Source organism: Streptosporangium sp. NPDC050855, from assembly GCF_044456585.1.
Classification (GTDB): domain Bacteria; phylum Actinomycetota; class Actinomycetes; order Streptosporangiales; family Streptosporangiaceae; genus Streptosporangium; species Streptosporangium longisporum.
The window spans coordinates 293,967-309,746 of the sequence record NZ_JBITFY010000009.1; the positions used below are offsets into that span (position 1 = coordinate 293,967).

At 71.6% G+C, this 15,780-nt stretch carries 16 protein-coding genes and 1 tRNA gene; 8 read left to right on the forward strand and 9 right to left on the reverse strand.

The window, feature by feature from the left end:
• The first annotated feature begins 98 nt into the window (after positions 1-98).
• Both pheA and serS read left to right on the forward strand, forming a co-directional pair.
• Positions 99-1,019, forward strand: a complete 921-nt coding sequence (gene pheA, locus ACIBCT_RS20110; RefSeq protein ID WP_399190534.1) for a prephenate dehydratase — start codon at positions 99-101, stop codon at positions 1,017-1,019.
• A 191-nt stretch (positions 1,020-1,210) separates the two neighbouring features.
• Complete coding sequence (serS, locus tag ACIBCT_RS20115; protein WP_399190536.1) at positions 1,211-2,473, forward strand: serine--tRNA ligase; 1,263 nt, start codon at positions 1,211-1,213, stop codon at positions 2,471-2,473.
• Positions 2,474-2,691: 218 nt separating this feature from the next.
• On the opposite strand, the gene ACIBCT_RS20120 is transcribed toward serS, so the two are convergent.
• Entirely contained in the window at positions 2,692-3,237 is a 546-nt protein-coding gene (locus tag ACIBCT_RS20120) for a TetR family transcriptional regulator (protein ID WP_399190538.1), read from the reverse strand.
• Between the two features lie 106 nt (positions 3,238-3,343).
• On the opposite strand from ACIBCT_RS20120, the gene ACIBCT_RS20125 reads away from it, so the two are divergent.
• Entirely contained in the window at positions 3,344-4,486 is a 1,143-nt protein-coding gene (locus ACIBCT_RS20125; RefSeq protein WP_399190540.1) for an FAD-dependent oxidoreductase, read from the forward strand.
• Between the two features lie 421 nt (positions 4,487-4,907).
• On the opposite strand, the gene ACIBCT_RS20130 is transcribed toward ACIBCT_RS20125, so the two are convergent.
• Positions 4,908-5,111, reverse strand: a complete 204-nt coding sequence (locus tag ACIBCT_RS20130; protein ID WP_012886943.1) for a cold-shock protein — start codon at positions 5,109-5,111, stop codon at positions 4,908-4,910.
• Between the two features lie 236 nt (positions 5,112-5,347).
• On the opposite strand from ACIBCT_RS20130, the gene ACIBCT_RS20135 reads away from it, so the two are divergent.
• Complete coding sequence (locus ACIBCT_RS20135) at positions 5,348-6,148, forward strand: HAD family hydrolase (RefSeq protein ID WP_399190542.1); 801 nt, start codon at positions 5,348-5,350, stop codon at positions 6,146-6,148.
• Between the two features lie 86 nt (positions 6,149-6,234).
• On the opposite strand, the gene ACIBCT_RS20140 is transcribed toward ACIBCT_RS20135, so the two are convergent.
• Both ACIBCT_RS20140 and ACIBCT_RS20145 read right to left on the reverse strand, forming a co-directional pair.
• The gene (locus ACIBCT_RS20140; RefSeq protein ID WP_399190544.1) at positions 6,235-6,753 is read right to left on the reverse strand and encodes a bacterial proteasome activator family protein; all 519 of its coding nucleotides are present in this window, start codon (positions 6,751-6,753) and stop codon (positions 6,235-6,237) included.
• Between the two features lie 4 nt (positions 6,754-6,757).
• Positions 6,758-7,714, reverse strand: a complete 957-nt coding sequence (locus ACIBCT_RS20145; RefSeq protein WP_399190546.1) for an NAD(P)H-quinone oxidoreductase — start codon at positions 7,712-7,714, stop codon at positions 6,758-6,760.
• 116 nt (positions 7,715-7,830) lie between these two features.
• Here ACIBCT_RS20145 and ACIBCT_RS20150 point away from each other — a divergent pair, with 116 nt between their 5' ends.
• The 3 genes from ACIBCT_RS20150 to ACIBCT_RS20160 all read left to right on the forward strand — a co-directional run bounded on the left by ACIBCT_RS20150 (position 7,831) and on the right by ACIBCT_RS20160 (position 11,853).
• Positions 7,831-10,332: an AAA family ATPase gene (locus ACIBCT_RS20150; RefSeq protein WP_399190548.1), complete on the forward strand. Its 2,502-nt coding sequence runs from the start codon at positions 7,831-7,833 to the stop codon at positions 10,330-10,332.
• 119 nt (positions 10,333-10,451) lie between these two features.
• Positions 10,452-10,540, forward strand: a tRNA-Ser gene (locus tag ACIBCT_RS20155).
• 581 nt (positions 10,541-11,121) lie between these two features.
• Positions 11,122-11,853: a GAF and ANTAR domain-containing protein gene (locus tag ACIBCT_RS20160; RefSeq protein WP_399190550.1), complete on the forward strand. Its 732-nt coding sequence runs from the start codon at positions 11,122-11,124 to the stop codon at positions 11,851-11,853.
• Between the two features lie 349 nt (positions 11,854-12,202).
• On the opposite strand, the gene ACIBCT_RS20165 is transcribed toward ACIBCT_RS20160, so the two are convergent.
• Positions 12,203-12,658, reverse strand: coding sequence for an STAS domain-containing protein (locus ACIBCT_RS20165; protein WP_399190552.1), 456 nt, complete (start codon positions 12,656-12,658; stop codon positions 12,203-12,205).
• Between the two features lie 198 nt (positions 12,659-12,856).
• Here ACIBCT_RS20165 and ACIBCT_RS20170 point away from each other — a divergent pair, with 198 nt between their 5' ends.
• Positions 12,857-13,600 carry an ANTAR domain-containing protein gene (locus ACIBCT_RS20170; protein WP_399190554.1) on the forward strand — a complete coding sequence of 248 codons (744 nt, stop codon included), beginning with the start codon at positions 12,857-12,859 and terminating at the stop codon, positions 13,598-13,600.
• Positions 13,601-13,899: 299 nt separating this feature from the next.
• On the opposite strand, the gene ACIBCT_RS20175 is transcribed toward ACIBCT_RS20170, so the two are convergent.
• The 4 genes from ACIBCT_RS20175 to ACIBCT_RS20190 are packed head-to-tail and all read right to left on the reverse strand — an operon-like array spanning position 13,900 to position 15,611.
• Positions 13,900-14,229: a hypothetical protein gene (locus ACIBCT_RS20175; RefSeq protein ID WP_399190556.1), complete on the reverse strand. Its 330-nt coding sequence runs from the start codon at positions 14,227-14,229 to the stop codon at positions 13,900-13,902.
• Positions 14,226-14,597, reverse strand: a complete 372-nt coding sequence (locus ACIBCT_RS20180) for a hypothetical protein (protein WP_399190558.1) — start codon at positions 14,595-14,597, stop codon at positions 14,226-14,228. Before ACIBCT_RS20180 ends, ACIBCT_RS20175 begins: the two co-directional genes overlap by 4 nt.
• Entirely contained in the window at positions 14,581-15,030 is a 450-nt protein-coding gene (locus tag ACIBCT_RS20185; RefSeq protein WP_399190560.1) for a hypothetical protein, read from the reverse strand. Before ACIBCT_RS20185 ends, ACIBCT_RS20180 begins: the two co-directional genes overlap by 17 nt.
• Complete coding sequence (locus tag ACIBCT_RS20190) at positions 15,027-15,611, reverse strand: hypothetical protein (RefSeq protein WP_399190562.1); 585 nt, start codon at positions 15,609-15,611, stop codon at positions 15,027-15,029. The genes ACIBCT_RS20185 and ACIBCT_RS20190 overlap by 4 nt, the downstream gene beginning before the upstream one ends.
• Between the last annotated feature and the right edge of the window lie 169 nt (positions 15,612-15,780).

A 15,780-nucleotide genomic window follows, 5' to 3' on the forward strand; every position in this document is an offset into this window, starting at 1 on the left:
GGGCGGCCACATGGCGGGACGGCCCACGCGGCCGAGGGAATGATCCGAGTATGTAATCCTGCGCGCATCTTCCGGTGGGTCCCGGCTAACCTGGGGACATGCCGAAACTCGCTTACCTGGGACCGGAGGGGACCTTCACCGAGGAGGCCCTGCGCATCCTGGCGCCCGGGGCCGAGCGCCTGCCCAGCACGAACGTCCCCGCGGCCCTGGAGGCCGTCCGGCGCGGCCAGGCCGACGGAGCCGTCGTTCCGCTGGAGAACTCGCTCGAGGGCGCCATCACCACGACCCTGGACGAGCTCGCCCGGGGCGAGTCGTTGCTGATCAACGCCGAGCTGCTGCTGCCCGTCGAGTTCTCGCTCCTGGCGCGCCCCGGCACCGAGATCGCCCACATCAAGAGGGTCTTCACCCACCCGGCGGCCATCACCCAGTGCCGCAACTTCATCGCCCGCGAGCTGCCCGACGCGGTGGTGGTCGCCGCGCCGTCGACCGCGGCCGCGGCGCAGGAGGTCGCGCTCCCCGGCTCGCCGTACGACGCGGCCATCGCCGCGCGGATCGCCGGTGAGCACTACGGCCTGGTCGAGCTGGCCGGTGGGATCGGCGACCGTCCCGACACCGTGACCCGGTTCGTCCAGGTCTCCCGTCCCGGGCCGCTGCCCGAGCCGACCGGTGCGGACCGGACGTCCCTGGTCGCCTTTCTGGCCGACGACCACCCGGGCGCGCTGCTGGAGATGCTGACCGAGTTCTCCGTCCGCGGCGTCAACCTCTCCCGCATCGAGTCGCGGCCGACCGGCGACGGCATCGGACGCTATTTCTTCCACTTCGACTTCGAGGGGCACGTCGCCGACGCCCGCGTCGGCGAGGCCGTCTCCGGCCTGCACCGGATCTGCTCCCGGGTGCGCTTCCTGGGCAGCTACCCGCGTGCCGACGCCCTGTCCCCGCAGATCAAGCGCGGCACCCGGGACGACGACTTCGCCGAGGCCGCGAGCTGGCTGGACAGGATCCGCACCGGCCGGGTCTGACCCGGGCCCGATCGCCTGTTCCGAGCCTGTTCCGAGCCTGTCGCCGGGCCCGGGATCCCCGGTCCCGGGCCGGTCCGAGAGGCGGCCCAGGTACGCTCCCCGCCGTCCCGCGCCGTCTTCGGACGGGTCCGGGACGGCGCACGGATCAATCCGGGCGCGGAGCGCGGCCGTCCATCGGTAGCCTTATGCGTGTGATTGACCTGCGTACCCTTCGTGAGGATCCCGACCGGCTACGGGCGTCGCAGCGTGCCCGCGGTGAGGACGACTCTGTCGTCGAAACGCTGCTCGACCTCGACGAGCGCCGCCGTGGCGCGCTGAGCCGCTTCGAGACGCTCCGCGCCGAGCAGAAGACCGTCGGCAAGTCGGTCTCCCGTGCCTCCGGCGAGGAGAAGGCGGCCCTGCTGGAGCGGGCGAAGGATCTCTCCTCGCAGGTCAAGTCGGCCGAGGCCGAGGCCGAGAAGCTCGGCGTCGAGCTCGACGAGCTGCTCTACACGGTGCCCAACCTGGTCGAGGAGGGCGCTCCGGCGGGCGGCGAGGACGACTACGTCGTGCTGGAGCAGGTCGGTGAGAAGCCGTCCTTCGACTTCGAGCCCAGGGACCACCTGGCGCTGGGCGAGCTGCTCGGCGCGATCGACATGGAACGCGGCGCCAAGGTCTCGGGATCGCGGTTCTTCTTCCTGAGGGGCGTCGGCGCCCGGCTCCAGCTCGGGCTGCTCAACATGGCCATGCAGCAGGCGATCGAGGCGGGCTTCGTCCCGATGATCACGCCGGTGCTGGTCAAGCCGGAGTCGATGAAGGGCACCGGTTTCCTCGGGGCGCACGCCTCGGAGGTCTACCACCTGCCCGGCGACGACCTGTTCCTGGTCGGCACGAGCGAGGTGCCGATGGCGGCCTACCACGCCGACGAGATCCTCGACGACTCCGCGCTGCCGTACCGCTACGCGGGATGGTCCTCGTGTTTCCGCCGCGAGGCCGGGTCGTACGGCAAGGACACCCGGGGCATCATCCGGGTCCACCAGTTCGACAAGGTGGAGATGTTCTCCTACGTCCGTCCCGAGGACGCCTACGACGAGCACCGGCGCCTGCTCGACTGGGAGAAGGAGATGCTGGCCAAGGTCGAGCTGCCCTACCGCGTGATCGACACCGCGGCCGGAGACCTCGGCACGTCGGCCGCGCGGAAGTTCGACTGCGAGGCGTGGGTGCCCAGCCAGAACCGCTACCTCGAACTCACCTCGACCTCCAACTGCACCGACTTCCAGGCCCGCAGGCTCGGCGTCCGGTTCCGTGAGGCTGGGGGCAAGCCCCGGCACGTGGCCACCCTGAACGGCACGCTGGCCACCACCCGGTGGATCGTCGCCATCCTGGAGAACCACCAGCGGGCGGACGGCTCGGTCGTGCTCCCCGAGGCGCTGCGTCCCTACGTCGGCCTCGACGTGCTCGAACCCGTCAGGTAGCCGGTTCCGAGGCACCCCCGTTCACCACGTCACCACGTCACCACGTCACCACTTCACCGCGAGGACCCCGCCCACGGCGGGGTCCTCGCGCGTTCCCCCGCCGTCCCCACCGCCCCCCGTCCCCGCCGGCCGCCTCGCCGCCGCCCGGCCCACCGGGACGGACGCCGTCATGCCGAGACCGGCGACGACCCGGCCGGGGAAGCCCGCCGGGGCCCGGGTCACTCCGTGAGGTAGCGCTGCAGGGTGGGGCCGAGCCAGTCGACGATCTCCTCGCGGGACATCCCGGCCACCGGTGGCAGGCGGAGGATGTAGCGGCACAGGGCCATGCCGAGGACCTGCGTGGCGGCCAGCCCGGCCCGTACGGGGGCCTGGGCCGGGTCGGCGATGAGGCGGGCGGTCAGGGAGCCGAGCTGGGTGGCGAAGATGCCGCGCATGCGCTCGGCGACGGCCTCGTCGGTGACACCGGTGCGGAGCAGGATCATCATGCCCTCGTCCTCCTCCCAGCGGTCGAGGAAGTGGGTGATCAGCGCCCTGCCCACGGTGTGGCGGGGGACGGCCGTCAGGTCCGGGAACCTGAGGTCGACGTCGGCGGCGGCGGCGAAGAGCCCGTCCTTGCTGCCGTAGTAGCGCATGACCATGGACGGGTCGATGCCCGCGTCCGCGGCGATGGCCCGGATGGTCGCGCGCTGGTAGCCGTCCGAGGCGAAGCGCTCGCGTGCCGCGGTCAGGATCGCCGCCTTGGTGTCGTCCGAGGTTCTCCGCACGTCACCGACTGTAGGCCAACACGTGTTGACATGGCCAGCCCGAAGGCGCACAGTTATGCCAACACCCGTTGACCAACAAGCGTTGGCATACGAGAGGGAGAACGACATGCTTCCCGTCACCACGGACGTTCTCGTCATCGGCGCGGGCCCGACCGGCCTGGTCGTCGCCGCAGCCCTCGCCGCGCACGGGATCGGCGTCACCGTCGTCGACGACCAGGCGGCCGGTGACAACACCTCCCGCGCCGCCGTCATCCACGCCAGGACCCTGGAGGTCCTGGAGGGCATCGGCGTCTCCGGGCGGCTGACCCCCCTGGGCATCCACGCGCCGCGCTTCACCATCAGGGACCGCGACAGGACGCTCGTGCCGGTCGAGTTCGACAGGCTCCCCACCCGCTACCCGTACACGCTGATGATCTCCCAGGCCGTCACCGAGCGGATCCTGCTGGAACGCCTCGTCGAGCTGGGCGGCCACGTCGCCAGGCCGTACCGGCTGGAGAGCCTCGTCCAGGACACCGACGGGGTGACCGCGAGGCTGTCCGGCGGCGCGGTCGTCACCGCGAAGTACCTGGTCGGCGCGGACGGCATGCGCAGCACGGTCCGCGAGCAGGCGGGGATCGCCTTCGAGGGCAAGGAGTACCGGGAGTCGTTCAGCCTGGCGGACGTGCGGCTCACCGGCGGCGTCCCCGACGACGAGGTGGTGCTGTTCTTCTCACCCGCCGGGCTGGTCGTGGTCGCGCCGCTGCCCGACGGCAGCCACCGGATCGTCTCCACGGTCGACGAGGCGCCCGAGCACCCCGACGTGGCCTTCGTCCAGGGCCTGCTGGACGGCCGGGGCCCGAAGAGGGAGCGGGCCGTGGTGAACGAGGTCGTCTGGGGGTCGCGCTTCCGGGTCCACCACCGCGTGGCCCGCACCTTCCGCGCCGGACGGGTCCTGCTCGCCGGTGACGCCGCGCACGTGCACAGCCCGGCCGGAGGGCAGGGGATGAACACCGGCATCCAGGACGCCGTCGTGCTCGGGGAGGCGCTCCTGGTCGCGCTCAAGGGCGATCAGGGGGCACTGGACCGCTACGCGGACGCCCGCCGCCCCGTGGCCCTGCAGGTGGCCACCTTCGCCGGGCTGCTCTCCCGGCTGGCCAACGTCGACAGGCGCCTGCGGCCGTTCAGGAACGTCGTCCTGGGGACGCTGGCGCGCGTCCCCGCCTTCCGCCGCCGGCTCGCCTGGCGGCTCTCCGGCCTTGTCTACCGGTGAGGGGGCCCAACCCGAGGGGGTGGGCGGTTCCCGGGGCCGGATCCTTCACGGGCGGCCGTTTCCGGTGAGGATCGCGTCCACCGCGTGAAGGACCCCGCGCGAAGTCCCGCGCGGGGTCCTTCGCCGGTGTGATTCGACCCCGATGAAGGGCCCGCCGGCCGGTGAGAACCTCACCCGCCGGTAAGGTTCCCGGTCCTTGTCCGCGGATGGGAATCACCCTCCGGTAAGGGCCGCCGGGTGCCCGAACCGGTCACGCGGACATCCAAGGACCGAACGGACGTGACAGCCGACCGGTGACGGCCCCAACAAAGGCGACGTCTGGCACGTTCCATATCGCCCCGGACGTGGAGCACGGACATGAAGAAGGCGGGGTTCGCGTGAAGCGAACCCCGCCTTCCGGTTCAACCAAGAGGTCTATGCGTCAGACGGCGCGGACCTGCGAGGCCTGCGGGCCCTTCTGGCCCTGGGTGATCTCGAACTCGACCCGCTGGCCGTCTTCGAGGCTACGGTAGCCGTTGCCCTGGATCTCGGAGAAGTGCACGAACACGTCCGGTGCACCGCCGTCCGGTGCGATGAAGCCGAAGCCCTTTTCAGCGTTGAACCACTTGACGGTTCCCTGAGCCATTAAAGCTCTCCCTCAGGATTTGAAACTTCGGGATTCACACCTCATGAACCCCATGTGTCGTACAGCGGGCCCCGGGTGGTTCAGTAAAACTGGTTTTCACAACGGGATTCAGCTAATACAACGCCATCACATCTAACACTATCCGGCCCGGCCGTGTTCCCGCCACGAGGAAGATTCCTTCGACGGGATCCCGGGGGCCGACAGACCGCCCATCACAGTGCAGACTGGGACGTGTTATGCAAAGCCCCAGGCTGGTCGCCACCGACCTCGACGGCACCGTGCTGCGCTCGGACGGCACCGTCTCCTCCCGTACGGTCGCCGCTTTTTCGCTTGTGGAGAACGCCGGGGCCACCCTGGTCTTCGTGACCGGCAGGCCGCCCCGCTGGATGCACCCGGTCGCCGGGGCCGTACGCCACCGCGGCCTGGCCATCTGCGCCAACGGCGCCCTGGTCTACGACCTGCACACCGAGCGCATCGTCGACTCCCACCTCATCCACCCCGACGTGCTCGAGGAGGTCGTCCGGCGCCTGCGGGAGAAGGTGCCCGACCTCTCCTTCTCCGTGGAGTACGAGAGCGGGTTCGCCCACGAGTCGGACTTCCTCCTCGGAGGATGGGACAGCAGGGAGGTCGCCGGGCTCCAGGTCGGCACGAACACCCTCACCTCGCGGCCCTGCGCCAAACTGCTGGCCCTGCACCCCACGATGGATCCGGACATCCTCCACGCGGCCGTCCACGGCCTGGTCGGCGATCTCGTCACCGCCACCCACTCCAGCGGGCGGGCGCTGGTCGAGATGAGCGCGCACGGCGTGACGAAGGCCACGGCGCTGGCCCACCTCGCGACGACCCGCGACATCGGGTCGCACGAGGTGATCGCCTTCGGCGACATGCCCAACGACCTTCCGATGCTCCGCTGGGCCGGTACCGCGTACGCCGTCGCCAACGCCCACCCCGAGGTGCTGGCATCGGTCGATCACGTGACCGGGACCAACAACGAGGACGGGGTCGCCGAGGTGCTGGAGAAGCTCTACGCCTCTTGAGGGGCCCGGTGCCCGTCACGGGTACCGGGCCGGAGCCGCTACGGGCAGGGAGCCGCTACAGGCAGGGCGCTACGGGCAGGGACCCGCTACAGGTAGGGGCCCGAGGTGGCCGAACCGCCCTCCTGCTGCTGCTGGAGGGACGACATGCCCCCGGGCAGTGCCCTGCGCATGTTCTCCAGCTGGGCACGGGCCGCCATCTGCTGGGCGAAGAGCGTGGTCTGGATGCCGTGGAACAACCCCTCCAGCCAGCCGACCAGCTGCGCGTGCGCGACCCGGAGCTCCGCCTCGCTGGGCGGGGTGCCGTTGACGTCCTCGGTGAACGGCAGCGACAGCCGCTCCAGCTCGTCGACGAGCTCCGGCGCGAGCCCGTCCTCGAGTTCCTTGATGGAGCTCTCGTGGATCTCCTTGAGCCGCTTGCGGCTGGCCTCGTCCAGGGGAGCCGCCCGCACCTCCTCCAGGAGCTGACGGATCATGCTTCCGATGCGCATCACCTTCGCGGGCTGCTCGACCAGGTCCGCGATCGACCGGCTCTCGCCGTCCGCCTCGGACTGGGAGCCCTGGGGACCCACGACCACGATGTGCGGGGTGTTCTCCTCAGCGTTCATAGCCTCAACTTACTAGCAGGATTTTCCCGATGTGTTCTCCGGTCTCCAGGATCCGGTGCGCCTCGGCCGCGTCGCTCATCGGCACCCGGGCGTGCACGACCGGCCGGATCGCCCCCGCGTCGACCAGCGGCCAGACGTTCTGCACCACCCCGCGCACGATCGCCCCCTTCTCGTCGACCGGACGGGCACGCAGCGTGGTGGCGTGCACCGAGGCCCGCTTCGCCAGCAGGGCCCCCAGGTTCAGCTCGCCCTTCGCGCCGCCCTGCAGCCCGATCACGACCAGCCGCCCGCCCGTCTCCAGCGCCTTGACGTTGCCCGCGAGGTAGGCGCCGCCCATGATGTCGAGGATCACGTCGGCCCTTACCCTCTCGGAGAAGTCCTCCCGCCGGTAGTCGATCCCCTCGTCGGCCCCGAGCTCCAGGCAGCGGGCGATCTTCTCGGGAGATCCGGCGGTGACGACCACGCGGGAGCCGAACGCCTTGGCCAGCTGCACCGCCATGGTGCCGATCCCGCTGGCGCCCCCGTGGACCAGGAGGGTCTCCCCCTTGCGCAGGCGCGCGGTCATGAAGACGTTGGACCACACCGTGCACGCCACCTCGGGCAGGCCGGCCGCCTCGTCCAGGCCGACGCCCTCGGGCACCCGCATGACCTGCTGCCAGGGCACGGCCACCCGCTCGGCGTACCCGCCGCCGCTGAGCAGCGCGCACACCCGGTCACCCGGGGCGAACCCCTCGACGTCGCGCCCCACCGCGCCGACCACACCGGAACACTCCAGCCCCGGGTACGGCGACGCGCCGGGCGGCGGATCGTAGGCGCCCTGTCTCTGCAGCGTGTCGGCCCTGTTGACGGCCGAGGCGGTCACCTCGATCAGGACGTCACCGGGCCCGACGGCCGGGTCGGGGACCTGCCGCCAGGCCAGGACTTCCGGTCCGCCGGGTTTATCGATCACGATGGCGCGCATGGAACAAAGGTATCCGCTGAGCTTCAACTTGGTGGTTGCTCGCGTTGACAAGAACACAGGGCGTTAACCTGCTATGTGTTTGCTGCCCTTTTATGCCCATCCCGAGGGGGAACACGGTGGCAAGACACGATCGTGAGGAATCTCTCGAGGAACAGCTCGCCTGGCTCGACGCCATCAAGGAGCAGGAGGAGGCGCCCGCCCTGGCGGTGACGTCCACCACGGTGGACGACGCCGTCATCTCGCCGTACCCCAAGGATCCTTGGAGCCTGGTCCCGACCGAGCCCGACACGACCTCCTCGCCGTTGTTCCGCGCGGCCGTCGACTCGGCCCACCCGGCCGCGGGTACGCCCGAGGTCGTGGCCGAACCGCCGGTCGAGGACGCCGACGCGGCCGAGTGGCTGGAGGCCTCCGAGACGGCGAGTTCCTTCACCGTGCCCGCGCCAGCCTCCGGCAGGCAGGACGACGGCTTCCTCGCCCCGCTCAAGCCGCTGCCGCGCCAGGAGCCCGACGAGCCCGGCGACTTCACCGAGCCGCACATCCGCACCCCGTTCGCGGCGCCCGCCCAGGAGCCGTCCCGCGGTCTCTTCGAACAGCCCCGGCGTCCGGCCGAGCAGGTCGAGCCCTTCACCCCCGCCGTGCCCCCGGGCGGATCCTTCGATCCCGAGCCCGCACGGCCCGCCGCCCCTGAGACCGAGCGGTTCGCCTTCGGCGGCAAGGACCCGGCGGACGCGGACACCGGAAGGTTCTCCTTCGGCCGTACCGAGGCGGAGCGTACGAGCTCCACCCCGGGGAGCGCGGACCGTCCCGCCGGTACCGGCCTTCCGGTCACCGGATCCGAGTCCGACCGGCCCGGCCGTCCCTCCGACGACGACCGGCCCGCCTCCGGCACGGCCGACGGTGGCCGTACCGTGACGGGGACGCCCAGGGAGGACCGTTTCGTCGCGGGTGCCCCGGCGGCCGAGCGCTTCCCCGCGACCGGTGCCGAGCACGACCGCGACCGGACGATCTTCGAATCCGCGTCGGGCGCGGCGAAGGAGGCACCCGAGCGTTTCCCGTCCTCCCCGTCCGCCGCCTCCCCGTCCATCCCCGACCGCGGCTCCGAGCGCGGGCCGGACCGCGGGACGGACCGTGGCTCCGATCGCGGCTCCGACCGTGGCTCTGATCGCGGCTCTGATCGCGGCGAGTCGTTCCGGGCGCCGGAGTCCTTCGGCACGGACCGGGCCGAGGCCCCGACCTCGCCGGAGCGTCCCCTCTCCGGTTCGTCGGGCGCGGAGCGTGCCGGTGCCGCGCCCGCCTCGTCCCCCTCCGCGTTCTCCGCCTTCGCACCCGGCCAGGACGCGCCGGCGGCGACGGAACGGGAGAACGTCCCGCCCACGGAGCGGGAGAACCCGTTCCGCACCGAACGGGAGACCCCCTTCGCGCCGACGAGGGAGACCCCCTTCGCGACCGAGCGCGAGACCTCTTTCGCACCCGAGCGTGAGACACCCTTCGCGTCCGAGCGCAAGACCCCCTTCGCACCCGAGCGTGAGAACCCCTTCGCGCCGGGAGGGGAGAACCCCTTCGCCCCGGGCACGGAGCCGGTCGAGCCGGCCCGCGAGCCCTACCAGCCGCGCCGCCGCCAGACGGCTCCGGCACCGGCCTTCGGCGCTCCCGCCAGGCAGCACACCCCCGGAACCGGCCCCCGGCAGTCGGCCGACAGCCTGGACCCGGAGTCCCTGCTCAGGGGACGCCGCAACGGCCCCTCCGGAGGCTGGCGGAAGCTGATCTTCAAGGCGTCCGCCGGGCTGATCAAGCCCGGTGAGTCCCCCGAGGTCCGCCGGCGCAGGGAACTGGTCGCGCGCGCCCGTACCCCGGTGGCCACCGGCCACCACCGCGTCGCCGTGCTCAGCCTCAAGGGCGGTGTCGGCAAGACCACCACGACGGTCGGCCTCGGCGCCACCCTCGCCCAGGTCCGCGGCGACCGGGTCATCGCGGTCGACGCCAACCCCGACCGGGGCACGCTGTCGGACAAGGTGGAACTGGAGACCTCCGCCACGGTCCGCGACCTGCTCAACGAGCGCCAGCAGATCAAGAGGTACGTCGACATAAGGGCCTTCACCTCGCAGGCCCCGTCACGCCTGGAGATCCTCGCCTCCGACCGTGACCCGTCGGTGTCGGAGGCGTTCAGCGCGTCCGACTACCAGTCGGTCTCCCAGGTCCTGGAGAACTTCTACTCGATCTGCATCACCGACTGCGGCACCGGCCTGCTCCACTCGGCCATGTCCGGTGTGCTGGGCCTGGCCGACCAGCTCGTCCTGGTCAGCTCCCCGTCCGTGGACGGCGCCCGCGCCGCATCGGCGACCCTCGACTGGCTGGAGGCCCACCACTACGAGGAGCTCGTACGCTCGGCCACCGTGGTGCTGTGCAGCGTCCGCCCGCGCTCGAAGTCGACCGTCGACCTCGACCGCCTGGAAGCCCACTTCGCGGCCCGCTGCCGGGCGGTCATCCGCGTTCCCTACGACCCGCACCTGGAGGAGGGGGCGGAGATCGACCTGGAGAGGCTCCAGGCCGCCACCCGCGACTCCTACCTCCGCCTGGCCGCCTCGGTCGGTGACGGTTTCGCCGGTCCCCAGCCCTGACCCGCACCCGGCGGCCGCCCCGTGCCCGAAAGGACGCGAGGCGCCCGCCGGGTCCCGGGCACCCCCGGGCCAATGAGAGACTAGGGTGCAATCTGACACGTTCTCCGGACGTGTCACCAGGAGAGCTCGCCTAGTGGACGATGGCGGCGGTCTTGAAAACCGCTAGGCCGGGTGACCGGTCTCGTGGGTTCGAATCCCACGCTCTCCGCTGAGCACGTAGAACGCCCGCTGTTCGCATCGGCGATCTTCGCCAGAGGATCGCCAATGTGGACGGCTCCGCGCGGCCAGGATCACGACCATGCGTCCCGCGCGCTCGTCGACCCGCTGCCGGATCTCCAGCGGCCCCCTCGCTTCCGCCGAGGCCATGAAGGCCGGCTGTGTCAGATCCGCGATCGGCATGAGCTCACGGGGCGCGGGCACCACCTCGTCGAGGGTGGCGTGCACGCGGGGAGCGGTGAAGGCGTCCAGCTCACCCAGGAGGCGAGGGATCCGCAGCGGCTCCGGCCGCCAGGTCCGTCCCTCCGGCAGCGCGTCAAGACCATCGGGTGTCGGACGTGGAGGCAAGGAGGAGGCGATCGGGTCGCGATACGTCAGGCGTCGACCTTCACGGACATGACGGAAGGAGGCCGCGTCTCCGGGCCCGGACCCCGCCTACCCGCCCTACCGGCGTGAGCACCACCACCGGCGTGTAAAGCTGGGAAGGTCACCGTGGGCACCTTGTACCCGTCGTCTGGACGTCTCGTCACCGGTGATCGTTGGGGTGTAACCCCGGGAATTCGCAGGCACGTCATGTCGTCGCCGCTCATCACCACCTCCGATCCCTCCTGGCCGGACCCGCTGTTGTCGCTGTTGTTGTCGACGCAGACCTTCGAGACGTTCTTGCACGAGCTGGCCGTGCTGACCGTCGAGGCCCTGCCGCAGGGCAGCATGTGCGGTATCACCGTCGCCCGCGCCTCGCATGCGGCGACCATCGCCGGCAGCGACGATCTCACCCTGGCCGTCGATGAGATCCAGTACCGCACCGGTCAGGGGCCGTGCCTGGACAGCCTGGCCGGCGGTGAGGTCTGCTACGTCGCCGACACCTCCGCCGAGTCGCGCTGGCCGGCCTTCTGCGCCGAGGCCTTCGCGCACGGGGTGCGCAGCTGCCTGTCGATCCCGATGCCGTTGGCGCTGCCGGAGCCGACCACGGTCAGGGGCGTCTACAACCTCTACAACCTTGGTCCCGACGCCTTCGACGAGGCCGCCCAGGCCCGGATGCACGTCCTGGCCGCCAATGCCGCCGGTGCGGTCTCCCTGGCGGTGCGCATCGCAGGCCAGGCGCGATCGAACGAGGACCTGCACGCCACGCTGGCCTCGCGCAGCGTCATCGACCAGGCGATCGGCATCGTGATGGAGCAGGGCTGCCCGCCCGATGACGCCTTCGCCCTGCTCAGCCGCGCCTCGCAGAACCGCAACCTCAAGATCCGCGTCCTGGCGGCCGAGATCGTCGCCACCGTCGGCGGCCAGGCCCCCCGACCTTGACACCTTCGACCTGCCCGGGTGACTCATCGCGCCCTGGCGTTTCTGCCTCTGCGTTCGGGGCGATCGTCCATGACCCCCGGGCCCCGATCCCCTGTCGGCAGGAGGGGCACGGGCGCAGGGCGCTGACCGCGGTGGACGGCGCAAGAGCCGGTCTTCGGTGCCGCCGGGGTCGCGGTAGGAGACGATGGCGGGACCTTGGGCAGCCGGGTGCCGGGGTTTCAATGGTTGCCGTCGAAGCGGGTCCCTCACGGGTTCCGGTCGCTGTCGCCGCGATGCGGGCAGTACAGCCGTTCGTCGTAGACCCCTGCCCATCGACCTGACGTCACAGCCGGGTGCGGGCAGAGGGCACCTACGGCATCTCGCCGGTCCCGCCCCGCCGGGCCAGGTCGCCCTCTGCCCGCTTCAGGACGCCTACCGCCTCTCGGAGGCTTTCTGCCACCTCGAAGTAATCCCTCATGCCGGTCAGGTCGAAAAGACGCCGGGGACTGCTGCCCGGGGCGAGGATCACGATCAGACGTCCCCCGCGCTCGCCGACCCGCCTGCGGATCTCCACCAGCAGTCCCACCCCTGCCGAGGCGATGAAGGTCAACTGCGTCAGATCCACGATCACCATGGGTTCATGGGGCGCGGACACCACCTTGTCGAGGATGGCGCGCACGCGGGGGGCGGTGGAGACGTCCAGCTCGCCCAGGAGGCGAAGAATCCGCAGCGACTCCAGCCGCCAGGTCCGTACCTCCAGCAGCGCGTCAAAATCATCGGTCGTCGGGCGCGGCGACAGGGAGGAGATGAACGGGTCGGAAGACATTAGGCGTTGACCTTCGCGGGCATGGCGGAAGGAGGCCGCGTCTCTGGACCGACCTCAACCATACCCACCCCATCGGCGTGAGCACCATCACCGGCGTGCAAAGCTGGGGAAGTCACCGCAGGCACTTCGCACACGTCGGCCAGACGTCTCGTCGCCGGTGACCGGTGGGGCGCAGCCCCAGAAAATCGCGGGCGAGCCATGTCTTCGCCGTTGACCTCCCCCTCGGGTCCCACCTGGTCGGACGGGTTGCTGTCGCTGCTGGTGGCGACCGACACCTTCGAGGGATTCCTGCACGAGTTGACCGTGGCCACCGTGGCCGCGCTGCCCGAGGGCAGCATGTGCGGCCTCACCGTCGTGCGAGGCGAGCGCGCCGTGACGATCGCCAGCAGCGACGATCTCACCTTGGCCGTCGATCAGATCCAGTACCGCACCGGCGAGGGCCCGTGCCTGGACACCCTGTCCAGCGGGCAGGCCAACCACATCACCGACACCTCCACCGAGCCGCGCTGGCGCTCGTTCTGCACCGAGGCATTCGTCCACGGCGTGCGCAGCTGCCTGTCGCTGCCGCTGATGGGCCCCAGCGGCCAGGTGGGCGGCTACAACCTCTACAACCCCCGCCCCGACGCCTTCGACGACGACGCCCTGGCGCGGATGAGAGTGTTCGCCGACACCGCCGCCGGCGCCGTCGCGCTGAGCCTGCGCATGGCCGACCAGTCCAAGCTGAACGCCGACCTGCGCGCCACCCTTGCCTCACGCAGCGTCATCGACCAGGCGATCGGCATCGTGATGGCCCAGCAGCGCTGCTCGGCCGAAGACGCCTTCGCCCTGCTCAGCCGCGCCTCCCAGAACCGCAACCTCAAGGTCCACGACCTGGCGGCCGAGATCGTCGCCACCGTCGGCGGCCGGACCCCCGGCCCCGACACCTTCCAACCGCACGAGTGACGAGCAGATCGTGCCGGTTCACGCTCGAAGGCGACGCCGGCGGTGATTCCTCAGCCGGCCCTGCACCGGCCACCGCGTCGAGCCTCGGCCGTCCGCCGGAACTCACGCACCGCACCCGGGTCCCGTCGGGAACGAAACGGCCATAGGAATTGCGCGGTGCCCTCGCCACCCCTGACGAGGGCACCGCACTCATCCCGCGGGCGGCCCTCCTGGCGGCGACCCGGCCGGCTGCGCGCCTCCGCCTGCGAGAGTGGAAGGCGTGACGGTACGGGAGGCCGGTCGCCGCACCGCCACGCTGCTCATGGAGCCGTCCTCGGCTCGGTGCGGTGCTCGCCGAGCAGTTCGGCGATCCGGCGTGCGACCCGTGCCGGGTCGTCGGCCGGGGCGTGGTCGACGGCTTCCTCGGTGAAGGAGGGGCCCCAGGAGAAGACGGTCCCGGCGCGGTCGGCCCACACGGTCAGCTCGTCGCTGACCACGAGGCGCGGCTGCCCGCCGTCGTAGGTGATCGCCGGACAGGTCCGGTAGGCGTGCAGCTCGGTGCGGAGCCGCTGCAGGACGGTGACGGCGGTGGGCCGCCAGGTGGCCGCGCTCAGCCGGTCGGCCACCGGCGTGCCGTTGGGCGGGATCACAGCCGAGCTCCTTCCCGCGAGGGGTGACGTGGCCCCGGGACTCGTGCCGGCCGGCCCGGGGGCAGGCCGGCCGAGGGGGTGAGTCCCGGGGCCACCGGAAGTGGCGGACCCGGGCGATCGGCCACAACGGGCGTGGGCGGCCGATCGCCTTGAGGCCGGGTCCGCCACAGGTCAAGGTTCACCTGCTGCATCAGGTCCCACAGTTCACCGGCGTCGGTGGCGTGGACGATGCGGCAGCGGGCCGGGTCGGTGAGTTCCCACGCCTCGAAGCGCTGGTTGTGCAGGCTCCAGAAGACCAGCCAGGTCGGCGCGTGCTCCTGTACCTGCCGGGCGGCTCGCGCCGCCAGGGCGTCATCGCGGGACGACATGGTCGGCTGTGAGGACGTCGGCGAGCAGCGGCAGTTCGCTGCCCAGCACGTCGGTGAGCGGGCGGGAACGCAGGATCCGGTGGTCGCGGACGAGCCGGTCGACCGCGGCGGCCATCGTCGCCTCCGCGACGGATACCGGCCTGCCCCGGTAGGAGGGTTTCGGGGAGGTCCACCGGATCTCCTGGCCGTCGGTGAAGGCGATCAGCCCGTAGTAGATCGACACCGCGGCCCGGCCGGAGGCGAGCTCGTGGACGTCGGCCGAGATGTCGTGACGGGCCAGCTCGATGGCCAGCTCTTCGGCGCGGCGCAGGGCGGCGAACCGCTGTGCCGCGGCCTGGGCGATGGTCGAGGGCGCGGCGGCGTCCGCGTGGGAAGCATGACCGCCGCCGCGCCTGCTCATGGAGGTGCCGTCTGGGGACAGGGTCGCGTTCATGCCGCGGCTCCCTGCCGGGAGGGCTCGTACCGTCGGGGCGGGATGCTGTCCGGGAGGTGGCTCCGGCCGAGGGCGACGGCGTGCCCAGGCCGGAGGGGCTGGTGCCGGTGCTCGGGCGGGAGCGGCAACAGGGTGAGCGGCGGCCGGTCGAGTGGCTCCCCGGGGCGCGGGGGCGGAGTGCCGGCGCCGGTCGGGTGGAGCGTGAGGGCCGCGGCGCGGGCCCGTCGCCGGGCGAGGGCCAGGCGGAGCGCACGGTCGGCGCGTGTCTCGACCGGCCGGTGCGGGCGTACGCCGCCGGGAGCGGCCGGGCGGCGGAGGTCGGTGCGGCCGACGGACCGGGTGCGCGACGGTGCCGCCTCGGGCTCGGCCCGGCGAGGAGCGGGAACGAGCGTCGGCCGCGCGGTGACCTCGCGGACGGGCCCGAACGTCGGCAGGGCCCGGCCGAGGCCGAGCCGGCGGCGCGCGTCGAGGCGCTCGTCCATCAGCTCGGCGGACGGCTGGAGGTACTCGTGATCGGCGGCCTGGCCGGGGCAGCCGTGCGCGTAGGGAGCGTGCCCGCAGACGGCGCACCCCATCGGCATGGGCGGCGCGTCGGCGAAGCAGCTACATGCTGTAGTCCGGTCGAGAACCGGAGCACTATGGTGAATCACGGGTCAGGACTCGCTTCCTGATCAAGGAGCCCGTACGGTGTGTCAGCACTTGCGGGCTCCGCTTTTGCGCATGGCGACGGACTGTCACCGCTCGCCTACG

What these genes read in the sequence shown, in the direction of transcription:
- ACIBCT_RS20180 (WP_399190558.1), bottom strand. Translation starts at nt 14,597, where the DNA reads ATGTCGTCCCGCGATGACGCCCTGGCGGCGCGAGCCGCCCGGCAGGTA.
- ACIBCT_RS20185 (WP_399190560.1), bottom strand. Translation starts at nt 15,030, where the DNA reads ATGAACGCGACCCTGTCCCCAGACGGCACCTCCATGAGCAGGCGCGGC.
- ACIBCT_RS20135 (WP_399190542.1), top strand. Translation starts at nt 5,348, where the DNA reads ATGCAAAGCCCCAGGCTGGTCGCCACCGACCTCGACGGCACCGTGCTG.
- ACIBCT_RS20170 (WP_399190554.1), top strand. Translation starts at nt 12,857, where the DNA reads ATGTCTTCGCCGTTGACCTCCCCCTCGGGTCCCACCTGGTCGGACGGG.
- ACIBCT_RS20125 (WP_399190540.1), top strand. Translation starts at nt 3,344, where the DNA reads ATGCTTCCCGTCACCACGGACGTTCTCGTCATCGGCGCGGGCCCGACC.
- ACIBCT_RS20140 (WP_399190544.1), bottom strand. Translation starts at nt 6,753, where the DNA reads ATGAACGCTGAGGAGAACACCCCGCACATCGTGGTCGTGGGTCCCCAG.
- ACIBCT_RS20190 (WP_399190562.1), bottom strand. Translation starts at nt 15,611, where the DNA reads ATGCCGATGGGGTGCGCCGTCTGCGGGCACGCTCCCTACGCGCACGGC.
- ACIBCT_RS20145 (WP_399190546.1), bottom strand. Translation starts at nt 7,714, where the DNA reads ATGCGCGCCATCGTGATCGATAAACCCGGCGGACCGGAAGTCCTGGCC.
- ACIBCT_RS20160 (WP_399190550.1), top strand. Translation starts at nt 11,122, where the DNA reads ATGTCGTCGCCGCTCATCACCACCTCCGATCCCTCCTGGCCGGACCCG.
- ACIBCT_RS20165 (WP_399190552.1), bottom strand. Translation starts at nt 12,658, where the DNA reads ATGTCTTCCGACCCGTTCATCTCCTCCCTGTCGCCGCGCCCGACGACC.
- ACIBCT_RS20130 (WP_012886943.1), bottom strand. Translation starts at nt 5,111, where the DNA reads ATGGCTCAGGGAACCGTCAAGTGGTTCAACGCTGAAAAGGGCTTCGGC.
- pheA (WP_399190534.1), top strand. Translation starts at nt 99, where the DNA reads ATGCCGAAACTCGCTTACCTGGGACCGGAGGGGACCTTCACCGAGGAG.